Genomic DNA, 14,585 nt, shown 5'->3' with positions numbered 1-14,585 from the left:
CAAATGCAGGTTTTAGTAAGCATATAAAGAATAAATAGATGTGAATCTATTTTATAAAGTTAGGTTGAGTGATGATGAAGCCAACAATAAAAGATGTAGCTCGTTTATCTGGTGTTTCGATGAGCACGGTATCAAGAGTACTAAATTCTCCTGAAAGTGTTCGTGAAGATAAAAGAATAAAAGTTCAAAAGATCATTGAGGAATTAAAATATCATCCTAATGCGTTGGCAAGAGGTTTGATTTCGAAACGAACGCAATCCTTAGGAGTCTTAATTCCTGATATTTCTAACCTTTATGTTTCAGAAATTATGAAGGGGATGGAGGATGCCGCTCATAACTTGGGACTCAATCTCATTTTATGTAACACGGACCGAAATCAAGAGAAAATGATTCGTTATCTTAAGGTTTTGAAGGAAAAGCAGGTGGATGGAATCATTTTTACAAGTGAACCGATAACCGAAGCTGTCTTTCAAATCTTCGACCAACTGAATATCCCTATAGTTTTAGCTGCAACTCAGTCAATCGAATATAACATCCCATCTGTAAAGATAGATGATGAGAAGGCAGGCTATGATGCAGCTTGTTATTTAATGGATCAAGGGCATGTGGACATAGGCATGATTAGTGGACCAACAACTGATGTGATTGCTGGATTTCCTCGTTATTTTGGCTTTAAACAAGCATTAAAGGATAGATTAGGTCGTAGTCAAATTGATAAGTTCATCGAATTCGGTGCGTATCAATTTGAAGATGGATACAAAGGGATGGAGAGACTTTATCTTAAAAATCCCCACTTGACGAGTGTTTTCTGTGCAAGTGATGAGATGGCATTAGGAGCGATTTCTTATCTCCACAAAATCGGAAAAGAAGTCCCAAATGATATTTCAATATTAGGGTTTGATAATACAAAAATTGCAAAGATGAGTATTCCACAATTAACGACAGTTGCTCAACCTATGTATGAAATTGGTAAATTCGCAGTTAATAAGCTAGAATGTGTGATTAATTCAGAAGGGTTAGATGAAGTTAGGACCTATGTTAAACACACAATTATTGAACGTGAGTCAGTAAAAAATAATGACTCACAAATAAAGGAAGGAATGTGACATCGATTGAAATATCCAGAGGCCTTCATTTTTGACCTTGATGGAGTGTTAACAGATACAGCAGAGTACCATTTTTTAGCATGGCAGAAACTTGCTGAGGAGCTTGGAATCTCGATAGACAGAGAGTTTAACGAGAAGCTAAAGGGAATTAGTAGAATGGAGTCTTTAGAGCGGATTATCGCACTGGATCCAAGTCTCCGGGAGTTTTCGGAATCGGAGAAAGAAATGCATGCAAATAATAAAAATAGACACTATTTAGATCTGATTAAAACGATAAATTCAGAAGATGTGTTACCTGGCATTGTATCCCTACTGCAAATGATTAAAGAACATCCCATTAAAATAGCCTTGGGATCTGCAAGTAAGAATGCACAAATTGTGTTAGAGCAACTCGGTCTTTCTGATTATTTTGATTATGTAGTAGATGCATCAAAAGTTAAAAATGGAAAACCAGATCCTGAAACCTTCACTACGGCAGCGGATTTCTTACAAGTACCATATGGGGAGTGTGTGGGAATAGAGGATGCAGCAGCAGGAGTAGAAGCGATCAATCGTGCCAATATGTTTTCAGTTGGTGTGGGTTCTAGATTGCATTTGTCTCTAGCAGATTATATCGTTGAGGATACTTCCCAACTACACTTTGAGGAGATTGTGAAGAGGTTTATTGAAAGAAACAAACAGTAGTATAAAATTCCAATTTTAGACATCAAGGAGTGTTAACCTATGTCGTGGATAATATCAAAACCCGGGTTAGAACAACAAAATTTATTGGTCAATGAAAGCCTTTTTTCATTGGGAAATGGCTATCTTGGTGTTAGAGGAAACTTCGAGGAAGGTTATCAGGAATCTTTCAAATCCATTCGTGGAACTTATATTAACGCTTTCCATGACGAAACCGAAATTAATTATGGTGAGAAGTTACATGGATTCCCAGATATTCAGCAAAAGCTTGTCAATATTATTGATGGACAAACTGTTCATATTTATTTAGATGATGAACGTTTTTCTATGTTTGATGGGACGATCTTATCATATGAAAGAAACTTACATATGGACAAAGGATACACGGAGCGAAGGATTCACTGGAAGTCTCCGCAAGGAAAAGAAGTGAAGCTTCACTTCAGAAGACTTGTTTCATTTGTGACGAAAGAATTATTTGCAATGGATATAAAGGTCGAGCCTGTTAGTGAGAATATAAGGGAAATCAAGATTGTTTCAACCGTAAATGGTGATGTAACGAACTTTGTTGATAAAAATGATCCGCGTCTTGCTTCTGGTCACGCTAAAAGACTGAAAGTAATAGAGGCTAGAAAACTGGATTCTTTTAGCTTAGTTAAGGACATTACGTATGCCACAAACCTTGAAGTTGCCTGTGTATCCACTCATCAAGTAAATGGAGAAAATCAAATCACCACAAGCAAGGTCAGTGAGAATCTCGTTGAGGACATGTTTGTCTGTGAGGGAGGAAGCCCGGTACATTTCACGAAATATAATGTTTATACGGATACTTTAAGGCATCAAAATGAAATTGTGCCTCAGGCTATTGCTATTCAAACAAAAGTGAGTAGTTACACATTCGAGGAATTATTAGCTGAACAGGAACACTATATGCATCAATTTTGGTCTAAATCGGATATCCAAATTGATGGGGATGAAGAACTACAAGTTGGAATACGATTTAACGTATACCATTTACTGCAATCAGTTGGAAAAGATCCTGTAAGTAATATTGCAGCTAAAGGTTTATCTGGTGAAGGGTATGAAGGTCATTACTTTTGGGATACAGAAATCTATATATTTCCAGTCTTCCTGATGACCAATCCTGAAATTGCTAAAAATCTCTTATTACAACGATACTCTATTTTGGCGGATGCACGTAAAAGAGCGAAAGAAGTGGGACATACAAAAGGCGCGTTGTTCCCTTGGAGAACGATTACAGGAACAGAGTGTTCCGCATTTTTTCCAGCTGGAACGGCTCAATATCATATAAGTGCAGATATTGCCTATAGCTATATCCAATATTATTTAGTAACACAAGATACAGAGTTTCTAACAAACTACATGTCAGAAGTGCTATTTGAAACCGCAAGGCTTTGGATGGATACGGGTCACTTTTTCCAAGAGCAATTTAGAATTGATGATGTGACTGGCCCTGATGAGTATACGTGCATTGTGAATAACAACTACTATACAAATGTAATGGCGAAACACAATCTACTCTGGGCAGAGAAGGCGTACCGTCTCTTGAAAGAAGTAGATGAAGGCGTACTAGAGCAATTAGCTGAAAAAATTGGCTTAACAGAACAGGAAGCAGAAGAGTGGAAGGAAGCAGGGGAAAAGATGTACCTTCCATATGATGAAACCTATCGGATCAATGCGCAGGATGATACATTCCTACAAAAGGAGTGTTGGGACTTAGAAAATACGCCAAAAGAAAAGTTTCCTCTACTATTAAATTATCATCCACTCACCCTGTATCGCTATCAGGTATGTAAGCAAGCAGATACAGTACTGGCTCATTTTCTGCTAGAGGATGAACAGGATTTAGAAACGATCAGAAACTCCTATAATTACTATGAAAAAATTACAACTCATGATTCCTCGTTATCGTATTGTGTATTTAGTGCGATGGCTTCAAAATTGGGATACAAAGAAAAAGCTTACACTTACTTTAACAAAACGGCACGACTAGATTTAGATAACACCCATGGCAATACGAAGGATGGTCTCCATATGGCGAATATGGGTGGTACGTGGTTGGCGATTGTTTATGGATTTGCTGGCGTAAGAGTGAAGGAAAATGGATTATCCATCTCTCCATTTCTTCCAAAAGAGTGGAATTCACTTAAGTTCCATTTGCATTACCAGGGCCGTAGCATTCAAATAGCTCTAAATCGAAATTCAACAAGTTATCTTCTAGAAGAAGGGGAAGCGCTGAAGATCACCCATGCGGGTCAAGAAATCACCCTTGAGAAGGGGAACGAAATGACGTTGCCGGTAGAAGGTCAGTAATCCCAGTAAATAAGGAAAAAGGAGAACTCATTAAAGTGGGTTCTCCTTTTACGTGTTATCGAATTCTCATTTCCGTTTCTTTATCGAAGAAATGTACCTTGTTCATATCGAATGCGACATCAATCGTTTGTCCTGGTGAGAGCTGGCTACGTGAATCCACGCGAGCAACAAAATCTTGTCCTTCAAGAGAAGAGTAGATCATCGTTTCTGCCCCGGTAAGCTCTGCAACATCAACATGGATTTGGAGCTTTGAACCTTGAGATGCCTCGATAAATAGTTGTTCATCATGAATATCTTCAGGTCTAATTCCAAGTACGATTTCTTTTCCTGTATATCCTTGTGTACGTAACATCTTCATTTTTCCTTCTGGAATCGCAATCGATGTATTGCCTGTAACGAATTTTCCTTCTTCAACTTTCCCATTGAAAAAGTTCATGGAAGGAGAACCGATAAATCCACCAACAAAGATGTTTTCAGGATTTTCATATACTTCTTTTGGAGCTCCAACTTGCTGAATGACTCCATCCTTCATGACAACAAGACGAGTAGCCATCGTCATCGCTTCGGTTTGATCGTGTGTAACGTAAATCGTCGTTGTTTCAAGACGACGGTGAAGCTTCACAATTTCCGCACGCATTTGTACACGTAGTTTTGCATCAAGATTGGATAAAGGCTCATCCATTAAGAACACCTTTGCATCACGAACAATCGCACGACCCAAGGCAACACGCTGACGCTGTCCACCAGAAAGTGCTTTTGGCTTACGCGTTAAGTATGTTTCAAGACCCAAAATTTTCGCAGCTTCATTTACACGCTTTTCAATCTCTTGTTTAGAGAATTTCCGAAGCTTTAGTCCAAATGCCATATTATCATACACGGTCATATGAGGATAAAGGGCATAGTTTTGGAAAACCATTGCAATATCTCTGTCCTTAGGGGGAACGTCATTGACACGGCGATCATCAATGTATAAATCTCCTTTTGAGATCTCCTCAAGTCCTGCAATCATACGTAAAGTCGTTGATTTTCCGCATCCTGATGGTCCGACAAAAACGATGAACTCCTTATCTTCGATTTTTAGATTGAAGTCTTCTACCGCTGTTACTTTATTGTCGTATATTTTATAAATGTGATCCAATTTCAATTCTGCCATTCATTTAACCTCCCTATATTTTGAAAAGGCTTACAAGTTAAGTCTAACTTTTGTGACAAATTTGGACAATGGCATCGTGCACAAAAATATAGAATGGTTTTTTAGGCAAAGTGCCGACTGAGAAGGATATGTATAATGCCAATAAAAACCGTATTGGCAATTCAAAACAAACAAGTTAAGACCTTTATAATTTAGAAAATGATGGGAAATATCCCGTCTTTTGAGAATTTTTTCTAAGTTTGGTCAAGTTGCCTAAGTGCATCAAACTTATTGTAAACCCTTACAATCAATGATTATATAAAACTGTGAAAGAAAAAAAGAGAGGTGACTAATATGATGGAAAAAATTCAGCGTTTTGGTGGTGCAATGTTCACACCGGTTTTATTATTTGCTTTTTCAGGTATTATGGTGGCTATTTCTATTTTGTTTAAGAATCCTCAAATAATGGGGGACATCGCTGCTGAGGGTACAGCATGGTACAGTGTGTGGTCTGTCTTAGAAAATGGTGCATGGACTGTGTTCAACCAAATGGAATTGCTATTTGTTATCGGGATTGCTGTTGGTCTTGCCAAAACAGCGAATGCTAGAGCGGTTATGGAAGCAGTAATTATTTATTTAACCTTTAGTTATTTTTTATCGACCATTTTACAGCATTTCGGCACCACATTTGGTGTAGATTTTACACAAGATGCAGGTGGAACAAGTGGATTGAAGATGATTGCAGGAATAAAAACATTGGATACAGGAATCATCGGTGGAATTTTCATTTCGGCCATTGTTGTTTGGTTGCACAATCGGTACTTTGATAAAAAACTGCCTGAATGGTTAGGAATCTTTCAGGGGTCAGCTTTTGTTGTTATCCTCGGCTACTTCGTCATGATCCCAGTCGCTATTGTTATTGCTTGGATTTGGCCAATGATACAAGGCGGTATTGAATCTCTACAAGGCTTCTTAACGGCGTCTGGAACATTTGGTGTATGGTTGTATACTTTTCTTGAAAGGTTACTCATCCCAACAGGATTGCATCACTTTATTTATACCCCGTTCATGTATGGCCCTGCTGTCGTAGAGGGTGGAGTTGTAAGATATTTTATGGAACATCTTGCAGAATTTTCCCAGTCTAGTGAATCTCTCAAAACACTATTCCCAGAAGGCGGCTTTGGATTGTATGGAAATTCTAAAGTATTCGCTGCACCAGGTATTGCTCTAGCCATATACTTCACCGCAAAGAAAGAAAACAAAAAGAAAGTTGCAGCATTATTAATCCCTGCCACATTAACGGCAGTATTTGCTGGTATTACGGAGCCACTAGAGTTTACTTTCTTGTTTATCGCCCCGGTCCTATTTTTCATTCACGCATTACTTGCAGCATCTTTATCGGCAACCTTGTTTGCCTTCGGAGTTGTCGGTGATATGGGTGGTGGTCTAATCGAAATCATGTCGAAAAACTGGATTCCGCTTTTTGCAAACCACGGTGGAACATATGTTACACAAATTATTATTGGTTTGGCATTCACGGTTATTTATTTTGTGGTATTTAGATTCTTAATACTGAAGTTTGGATTTATTACACCAGGTAGAGAACAAAAAGGGTCAGAGACAAAATTATATAAAAAGAAAGACTATCAAGATAAGAAGAATGCTGATAAATTCTCAAAAGAAGTGAAAAAAGAAATCGCGGCAACTGTAGAATACATGGATCAGGCTGTCATATTCCTTGATGCATTGGGAGGTTCCGAAAATATAGTATCAGTAAATAGCTGTGCGACAAGGTTAAGACTTAGTGTGAAGGATCCTGAAAAAGTTAAATCTGATAGTGCGTTTCAAGAAGGCGGTGCACATGGTGTCGTTAGAAATAGTAAAGCGATACAGGTCATAGTTGGCCTATCGGTTGCTCAAGTACGAGAACAGTTTGAATTACTACTAGAAAAAGACTCAAATAAGAAGGAGTAATAATCATGAACAAGTTTTCGATAACAATTGCAGGAGGAGGAAGTACATTTACTCCTGGAATTCTATTAATGCTTTTGGAGAACTTAGATAAATTTCCGATTCGCCAGATTAAATTATACGACAATGACGAGGAACGCCAAAGGCAAATTGCAGATGCATGTGAAATTATTATCAAAGAAAAGGCTCCTGACATTCATTTCTTAGCAACAACTGATAAAGAAATTGGTTTCACAGATATTGACTTTGTTATGGCGCATATTCGTGTTGGAAAGTATGCGATGAGAGAAAAAGATGAAAAAATCCCATTGAAATACGGGGTGGTTGGCCAGGAAACCTGTGGTCCTGGAGGCATCGCATATGGAATGAGATCAATTGGTGGAGTCCTTGAAATTTTAGATTATATGGAGAGGTACTCGCCGAATGCATGGATGCTAAATTATTCAAATCCAGCAGCTATTGTGGCTGAGGCAACGAGAAAATTAAGACCAAACTCCAAAATCCTAAACATTTGTGATATGCCAATCTCAATTGAGAATTTGATGGCCATGATTTTAGGATTACAATCTAGGAAAGAAATGACGGTCAAATACTATGGATTGAATCATTTTGGGTGGTGGACAGATATACGTGACAAGTCTGGAAGGGACTTAATGCCAAAGCTGAAAGATCATGTAAAGGAGTTTGGATATGATGTAACAGGAAATCAAGGCCAACAGCACATAGATGACAGTTGGATTGCTACATTTAGAAAAGTGAAGGATGTTTATTCGGTTGATCCAGATACACTTCCCAATACGTATCTAAAATACTATCTATATCCTTAGGATGAGGTAGATCATACTGATCCGAACTATACTCGCGCGAATCAAGTTATGGACGGTCGGGAAAAATTTGTGTTCAGTGAATGCAACAGAATAGCCCAGATTGGTTCAACTGAAGGTGCTAAGCTAGAAATTGACGAACACGCATCCTATATTGTTGATTTGGCTCGTGCTATTGCTTTTGACACAAAAGAAAGAATGCTATTAATTGTTGAGAATAAAGGAGCCATCTATAATTTTGACCCAACGGCAATGGTGGAAATCCCGTGTATTGTGGGAAAATTTGGTCCTGAGCCTTTAGCACAGGGGGATATTCCTAGATTTCAAAAAGGATTAATGGAACAGCAATTAGCTGTTGAAAAATTGGTGGTTGAAGCCTGGGAGGAAGGTTCGTATCAAAAGTTATGGCAGGCTCTTATCCTTTCAAAAACAGTTCCCAATGCTCGAGTGGCAAAGCAAATTTTAGATGATTTAATGGAAGCAAATAAAGATTATTGGCCTGAGCTTCGTTAAATCAAAAGCCTCAAGACGATTCTTGAGGCTTTTGATTATCCTGTTAATGAAGATTCTTCCATTAGTAGGTATACTACTAATAGGGGGCGATGTCGTTGATCAAGGATCTGTTAAATAAATATTATGATAGATTGTCAGAGAATGACTTGTATGTACTCGATTATATATCAAACCATATCGAGAAATGTAAACAAATGAGCATTACGGAGCTTGCGGAAGCATGTGCAATTTCAAAATCCTCTATTCTAAGAATGACTCAGAAGCTTGGCTTTAGTGGATATAGTGAATTTAAGTATAGCCTCAAGCATGAACTGGAACTACCAACTCAGAATATAGATTTTACACACATGCAGTTAAATGAGATAGAGATGACAAGAAAGCTGTTCGACAGTATCAACAAGACGGCCATTTACGAAAAAATTAACAGCGCTAACACGATTTATGGATTTGCTACAGGCTGGGGCCAGCGGAATGCCCTAGAAGAGCTATCACGTCATTTCATCCTTTGTAAAAAGAAATTATTTATAATACCTGCTGTAAAAGAATTTGAAATCCTGCTTCCGAAGATTGAAAAGAATGACTTAGTTATATTTATTTCTTTAAGTGGTGATGTGCAAAATATTGTTAGTCTATTGAGACAATTGTCGATTAAAAAAGTACCATCATTATCTATTACTAGTTTCAATAATAATCATTTAGCAGAGCTATCAACCTTTAATATCTACTATCAATCAACAGATTTAGGTTATTACCATAGCGCAGAACAAAAATCATTTATGGGGTTATTTACTGTTATTGACTTGCTTTATCGTGGATATCTGAATTTTTCCTTAAGAGGTGATGAAGAATCATGACCAAGATGTTACCGCAATATCGTAGGTTTGAAAGTCATTATTCCAGTTATTTATCTCATCTATTTGATTTTATTACTACAACTTCAAGAAGTAACACTGAAACAGCTTTTCATTGAACAGCCTGTATCCGCTGTCATGCTAGTAGTTAGTCTTCTTAATCCCTTCTGGGGTCACTTAATTTATCATATCTTTCAAGAAGGCCAGAAGAAAAAATGCAAAGGGGAGAAGATCCTGAATTTCTTTTTAAGCTCCCAGTTAATTGTAGGGAACATAGTGCTAGCAATTCTTGCACTGTTAACAAAACTAAATCTCTCATTAGACCCGAAAAGTAAACCTCTAACACCATCAGAGACCATCATTGTTTCCGCATTACTTTTTAGTATTGTTTTTTCAGGAAATATGCTCCTTAGAGTTCTCTTATCATCTAATTAAATTTTTTATGGCTCATTTCAATCCGAAAAACGAACGATTCTATCAAACATCATTGAGTTGAATTTTAATAATCAATCTCTTCTATATACAGAAATTATAGACGTACTTTTTCAAATTCATCTTTTAATCATTGTTTAGACCGGAGGAGAATTTTTGATAAATAAACTCTTTGGCAAAAAGGATAGTTCAATTACTGTTCTTTTCCCAATAACAGGGGTAATTCGAATAATTGAAGAGGTACCAGATCAGGCTTTTAGTACAAAGTTTCTTGGGGATGGAGCAGCAATTCATATCGGTTAAGAAACTGTCGCCTTAAATGGGGTTGGTTTTAATGGACATGTTAAACAAGGTGATATAGTGAAGGTTGGGGATAAACTTATTACTTTTGACCTTGAGTTAATTTTTTTCTTGAAATGAATTTTAAAAATTGATATCACAATTTAATGAGGTATAAAAATTTATCAAGAGATTCTCGCAGAAATAGATTAAAAATTATGAAATGCACCAAGTAATTGCCGCTACATTTCCTGTAGTTAAAAAAGAGCTAGATTAGTAATGCAAAATCCTGATACCAACTATGGCTGGTGTCAGGATTTTTGGCCATATATTTATTTCAATAACCATTGGGATGCGTAGAATGCCACTTCCAAGCATCTTCTATTATTTTTGTAATAGCTGTTCGACCGGTATTCCATCCTAAGACTTGTTTTGCCTTATCAGAGCTTGCAATTAAAGTACTCGGATCACCTGCTCTTCGCGAGCCGCTGATGGCAGGAATCTCCTTACCTGTGACACGTCTTGCTGTATCGATCATTTCTTTTACAGAAAATCCTTGGCTACTTCCAAGGTTGAAGAGATCACTCTTTCCGCCTTCTCTTAAATACTTTAGAGCTAATAGATGAGCATCGATTAAATCTTCCACATGAATATAATCACGAATACATGTACCATCTGCTGTATCGTAATCCTCTCCAAAAATAGTAATATGTGACCGCTGCCCCAGTGCGGTTTGGAGAAGGAGTGGGATTAAATGGGTTTCGGGCCGATGATCCTCACCAATTTCAGCCGTTTCTCTAGCCCCAGCAACATTAAAATAGCGCAAAGAAACATACTTGATCCCATGTGCTTTCTCGACCCATCTCATGATTTTTTCCATCATTAATTTCGTTTCCCCATATGTATTTGTTGGGTTCGTGGGCAGCGCCTCTGTAATCGGAATCGTATTTGGTTCTCCGTAGGTTGCAGCTGTTGAAGAGAAGACAATTTTGCCAACATCGAATTCAGTCATCACTTGGAGTAACACCTGGGTACCGTGCACATTGTTATCAAAGTATTTAAGGGGATTTTCCATCGATTCCCCAACCAATGAATTAGCAGCAAAGTGGAGAACGGAATCAATTGATTCTTTCTCAAATACAGAGCGAACGAAATCGATATGACGAATATCTCCTTTATAGAACGTTGCTTCTGGATGGATAGCCCCTTCGTGTCCAGTTTCGAGATTATCAATAATGACAACTTTTTCACCTTGGTCTATGAGCTGATAAACAGCATGAGATCCTATATAACCAGCCCCGCCTAAAACCAATACACTCATATAAATCCTCCGTTATCGTTGCTCTTTCTTATTTAGATTCACTTGATTTAATCTAGCTGAGATATCTTTTAAAATTTGATTTCTTTCTCTTTGTGCTTTAATCAGACTAACGCAAAACCAAATAGTAAATCCGACAAGGGCTATATATGTAATAATCATTAAAATCGGAACAAGTGCAAAGGCCCCTAACATTCCGACATTTTCCTCTATCATCATATGGTAACCACCTCTGTGTATAATTGCCTAATTATACCATTATATTGGATGTTTTTTATAGTAACAATTTAACCATACAAGTACTCTTCTTGAATGATAAGGTTATTTTTTTGCTAGAAAAGTGTCGGAATGTTAAATAATGTAGAGGAATATGGGTTTTTTCAACGAAGTAAATAGTGAAGTTAAATGCTGGTGTTAAGCGGTAACTTTAATAAATAGATACTATTACGAATCCCAATAAACAGCGGAGTTTAGTCGAGGTGAATTCTGGTGTAATAATTTGAGTGACTACGTAATTATAATTTTAAAGGGGAGCGAAGGGGATTTTTTATATATCAAAGTATTAGCTCAGTATTAACATATCTCTTTTCCATTCAATATTCTGATTACGATTTGCTACTCTTTGAAATTTCTTTATAACCTGTTTTGTCTAAGATTCTATAAAGTGCAATTTAAGGGTGGTTTCATGAAGCGAGATGACCAAGAAAAAAAGCAAATAGAAGAATATAAGAAAAACCCAATGATCAATTTCTCAAACGCTGTTAACCGCTCAATGGTCGGAGATTTAGGAGCATTAACAAAAGGTGGATGCCTATCAAAAGTTATTACTTTAGTAATAATTATAGGTGGAATTATTATGCTCTCGCAATGTTCCGTTTGAAAACGCTTAGGCTTAGTGTCAAGCGTTTTTATTCTGTCCTATCAAACTTGAAGGAACTGTTAATGGTCTTGCTTTCATCAAAGATAGATAAAATTCGCTTTCGGTCCCAATCATAGATTAAAGCCAATTTTATTCGATGAAAATAAAGAAATCCTTTATAAAAAAGGATTTCTTCAAGCGTCCCAGAAGGGATTCGAACCCCCGACCTACAGTTTAGGAAAAGCATGAAAATAGGTTCTTTCACAACTTTTTTTATTGGAAACGTTGATTTACAAGGTTATTCAGTTAATTAAATTCAAACTAGAGTAATTAATTAAATATGGTTTTACTGAGTTTTTCGGCAAATTTTCGGCAAGTTTCTTATGTCTATCTAATATATGGATAGTTAAATGGAGATACCTAAATCATCAAATATTTCATTCAAAGAATCTGCTGCCTTCTTATCGGCTTCTTCAAGCAAGTGTCCATATATATCCATAGTAGTACCAATCTTTGCATGCCCAATACGTTCACTAATTATTTTCATTGCATTATTTTTATCGATTAGCAAAGAAACAGATGTATGTCTAAGTCCATGAAAGGTAATTCTTTTTAAATGACTATTTCTATTCAAAAATCTATTCCACCATTGGGAAACACTGTCTGGACGCATAGGACGCCCCAGAGACCCTGTTGATGAAAAAACAAAATTTCTTTCTACACCTTCCCATGACTTAATCCAGTTCTCTTTAGACTTGAATTTCTCCTCATCTTTTTTAATTTGCAAGTCTTTAAGTAATTTCATTATAGAAGAGGGAATACTAACTACCCTTGTTCTTTCTGTTTTTGTAGACTTTACCTTAACACCTTCCCCAGTTTTTAATGTTAATGACTCAACTTTCGCATACCAAATTAGGCAGGTAAGCTCTGATATAACTAGGCAGACCTGCAATCCATTGTGATAGTTGATTTTTAAGTAATTGTTGTGTTTGTTTATTTGTTTTCTTCAAGACATCTTGAAGAAGCTCGATTAATTGCTGCAATGCGACAGCCCAATCAAGTTCATTTACTTCGTCACAAAGGTCATAAAATAAACCACCTAATGTGCGTTCATCTGTGTGGCAACGATTTTGCCACGAGAGAATGATATATCTAGTAAAAACAATTGTTGTATGGCTAATAAGTAGGTCGTACGAGCGTCCTTGAAACTCCTTTTGTAAACGAAGGAGCGATTTCGTTGTCTTAAAGAACACTTCAATATTCCAACGGATGCCGTAAATACGGACAATTTCTTGTTCGGAGAGTGTGCAATCCGTGCTTAGAATGGCAAGCCATTCACTCTTCTTATTACGATTTTGAACGAACACGACTTTAACGGGTACCCCGTTTTTCATCATCGTCGTGACCGAACGAAGAAGCCCTTTCTTTCCTTGAAGTGGTGACGCTAATCGATAGAGTTCTTTTAATGAAACCATTTGACCATTAATTTGATAACGTTGCTTTGCATTTTTGACCATACCAATAACGTCAAGCCCTTGTTCGACGATTGCCTGAATTAAAGGTTGTTGAGTAAACCATGTGTCCATCAAAACGTAAGATGCCTCGATACCATTGGATATTGCCCGTTCAATCATCGCTGGGATTTGATCAGGCGCAGACTGGAGAGCTTCGACACGGCGCTTGTAACCGGAACTTCGTTTATCAATTTCTTCGTTGATTCCATTAATAGAAGACGTTTTTGAGCTTAGTAAAGAGAAATCAACTGGCATAAAAGTATGACCGTCTGACCAGCCTAATGTAAGCATTCGAAATCCTTTATAAAATCGCATTTTCAAAGAAGCATGATCAAAACAACGGGCAAGCAACTCCACATTCTTACTACGATTTCGATCAAACGTAGAATCATCAATAATGAGCACTTTTGGACGGTCCATTGATGTAAGCACGCTGACCTTTTGAATGGTAGCTGTACTAAAGAATAAAAGAAATTTCCGCCAAGCAAACTTGGAATGATTTAAAAAACGATAGACGGTATCCTTGCCCGGATAACGCTCGCTCTTTTTAGAAGTGACAAGGGCAAACCAATTTTTTTGATGAAAGATCAGACTAAAAACAAGCTGAAACAGATAGGCACATGAAAACCCAAAGTTTTTTCGAATACCCGCTTGGCGAAGGTACTTCGATACTTGTAATTCAGAGAATACTGCAGAAAGTTCATTTGGTAGTTGCTCATTCGAGTGTTTTTCCTTTATCATAGAGAAGGCACCTCTTCTTTGTGGTAATGGTTT

General features: G+C 37.2%; 12 protein-coding genes and 2 pseudogenes. 9 read left to right on the top strand and 5 right to left on the bottom strand.

All coding sequences use genetic code 11. The features are described 5' to 3' along the window. Positions 1-74: 74 nt before the first annotated feature. From AA0X71_RS21740 to AA0X71_RS21730, 3 genes are read left to right on the top strand one after another with little or no spacing between them, the layout of a single operon-like run. Positions 75-1,106 carry a LacI family DNA-binding transcriptional regulator gene (locus AA0X71_RS21740; RefSeq protein ID WP_413357347.1) on the top strand — a complete coding sequence of 344 codons (1,032 nt, stop codon included), beginning with the start codon at positions 75-77 and terminating at the stop codon, positions 1,104-1,106. Positions 1,107-1,112: 6 nt separating this feature from the next. After that, positions 1,113-1,790 carry a beta-phosphoglucomutase gene (pgmB, locus tag AA0X71_RS21735; protein WP_413357346.1) on the top strand — a complete coding sequence of 226 codons (678 nt, stop codon included), beginning with the start codon at positions 1,113-1,115 and terminating at the stop codon, positions 1,788-1,790. A gap of 39 nt (positions 1,791-1,829) precedes the next feature. Beyond that, the gene (locus AA0X71_RS21730) at positions 1,830-4,118 is read left to right on the top strand and encodes a glycoside hydrolase family 65 protein (RefSeq protein WP_413357345.1); all 2,289 of its coding nucleotides are present in this window, start codon (positions 1,830-1,832) and stop codon (positions 4,116-4,118) included. Between the two features lie 55 nt (positions 4,119-4,173). Here the strand turns inward: AA0X71_RS21730 and AA0X71_RS21725 are convergent, their stop codons facing one another. Next, on the bottom strand, positions 4,174-5,271 hold the full coding sequence (locus AA0X71_RS21725; protein WP_413357344.1) for an ABC transporter ATP-binding protein: 1,098 nt from the start codon (positions 5,269-5,271) through the stop codon (positions 4,174-4,176). Between the two features lie 333 nt (positions 5,272-5,604). Between AA0X71_RS21725 and AA0X71_RS21720 the strand changes: the two genes are divergently transcribed. The 5 genes and pseudogenes from AA0X71_RS21720 (at position 5,605) to AA0X71_RS21700 (ending at position 10,261) form a co-directional block, all read left to right on the top strand. Further along, the gene (locus AA0X71_RS21720; RefSeq protein WP_413357343.1) at positions 5,605-7,224 is read left to right on the top strand and encodes an alpha-glucoside-specific PTS transporter subunit IIBC; all 1,620 of its coding nucleotides are present in this window, start codon (positions 5,605-5,607) and stop codon (positions 7,222-7,224) included. Positions 7,225-7,229: 5 nt separating this feature from the next. Further along, positions 7,230-8,558, top strand: a pseudogene (locus AA0X71_RS21715) (6-phospho-alpha-glucosidase). A 95-nt stretch (positions 8,559-8,653) separates the two neighbouring features. Beyond that, entirely contained in the window at positions 8,654-9,412 is a 759-nt protein-coding gene (locus tag AA0X71_RS21710; RefSeq protein WP_413357342.1) for a MurR/RpiR family transcriptional regulator, read from the top strand. A 27-nt stretch (positions 9,413-9,439) separates the two neighbouring features. Next, a complete protein-coding gene (locus AA0X71_RS21705; protein WP_413357341.1) occupies positions 9,440-9,844 on the top strand; it encodes a hypothetical protein in 405 nt (134 codons plus the stop codon). A 153-nt stretch (positions 9,845-9,997) separates the two neighbouring features. Next, positions 9,998-10,261 (top strand): annotated as a pseudogene (locus AA0X71_RS21700) (PTS glucose transporter subunit IIA). Between the two features lie 196 nt (positions 10,262-10,457). Here AA0X71_RS21700 and galE read toward each other — a convergent pair. Beyond that, on the bottom strand, positions 10,458-11,441 hold the full coding sequence (galE, locus tag AA0X71_RS21695) for a UDP-glucose 4-epimerase GalE (protein ID WP_413357340.1): 984 nt from the start codon (positions 11,439-11,441) through the stop codon (positions 10,458-10,460). 12 nt (positions 11,442-11,453) lie between these two features. Beyond that, positions 11,454-11,657 (bottom strand): hypothetical protein, encoded by a 204-nt coding sequence (locus AA0X71_RS21690; protein WP_413357339.1) that lies wholly within the window; start codon positions 11,655-11,657, stop codon positions 11,454-11,456. Positions 11,658-12,123: 466 nt separating this feature from the next. Here AA0X71_RS21690 and AA0X71_RS21685 point away from each other — a divergent pair, with 466 nt between their 5' ends. Continuing rightward, entirely contained in the window at positions 12,124-12,318 is a 195-nt protein-coding gene (locus AA0X71_RS21685) for a hypothetical protein (protein WP_413357338.1), read from the top strand. 385 nt (positions 12,319-12,703) lie between these two features. On the opposite strand, the gene AA0X71_RS21680 is transcribed toward AA0X71_RS21685, so the two are convergent. Next, positions 12,704-13,249, bottom strand: a complete 546-nt coding sequence (locus AA0X71_RS21680) for a tyrosine-type recombinase/integrase (protein WP_413357337.1) — start codon at positions 13,247-13,249, stop codon at positions 12,704-12,706. Further along, positions 13,191-14,552, bottom strand: coding sequence for a transposase (locus AA0X71_RS21675; protein WP_413357336.1), 1,362 nt, complete (start codon positions 14,550-14,552; stop codon positions 13,191-13,193). Before AA0X71_RS21675 ends, AA0X71_RS21680 begins: the two co-directional genes overlap by 59 nt. Positions 14,553-14,585 lie beyond the last annotated feature (33 nt).

The organism is Robertmurraya phoenicis (genome assembly GCF_047302285.1).
Lineage (GTDB): Bacteria > Bacillota > Bacilli > Bacillales > Cytobacillaceae > Robertmurraya.
Note: the sequence above shows the minus strand (reverse complement) of the source record. Positions and strands in the feature narration are given on the sequence as shown.

Coding starts and splice junctions, on each gene's coding strand:
- AA0X71_RS21740 (WP_413357347.1), top strand. CDS start 75: ATGAAGCCAACAATAAAAGATGTAGCTCGTTTATCTGGTGTTTCGATG.
- AA0X71_RS21730 (WP_413357345.1), top strand. CDS start 1,830: ATGTCGTGGATAATATCAAAACCCGGGTTAGAACAACAAAATTTATTG.
- AA0X71_RS21725 (WP_413357344.1), bottom strand. CDS start 5,271: ATGGCAGAATTGAAATTGGATCACATTTATAAAATATACGACAATAAA.
- AA0X71_RS21720 (WP_413357343.1), top strand. CDS start 5,605: ATGATGGAAAAAATTCAGCGTTTTGGTGGTGCAATGTTCACACCGGTT.
- galE (WP_413357340.1), bottom strand. CDS start 11,441: ATGAGTGTATTGGTTTTAGGCGGGGCTGGTTATATAGGATCTCATGCT.
- AA0X71_RS21690 (WP_413357339.1), bottom strand. CDS start 11,657: ATGATGATAGAGGAAAATGTCGGAATGTTAGGGGCCTTTGCACTTGTT.
- AA0X71_RS21685 (WP_413357338.1), top strand. CDS start 12,124: ATGAAGCGAGATGACCAAGAAAAAAAGCAAATAGAAGAATATAAGAAA.
- AA0X71_RS21675 (WP_413357336.1), bottom strand. CDS start 14,552: ATGATAAAGGAAAAACACTCGAATGAGCAACTACCAAATGAACTTTCT.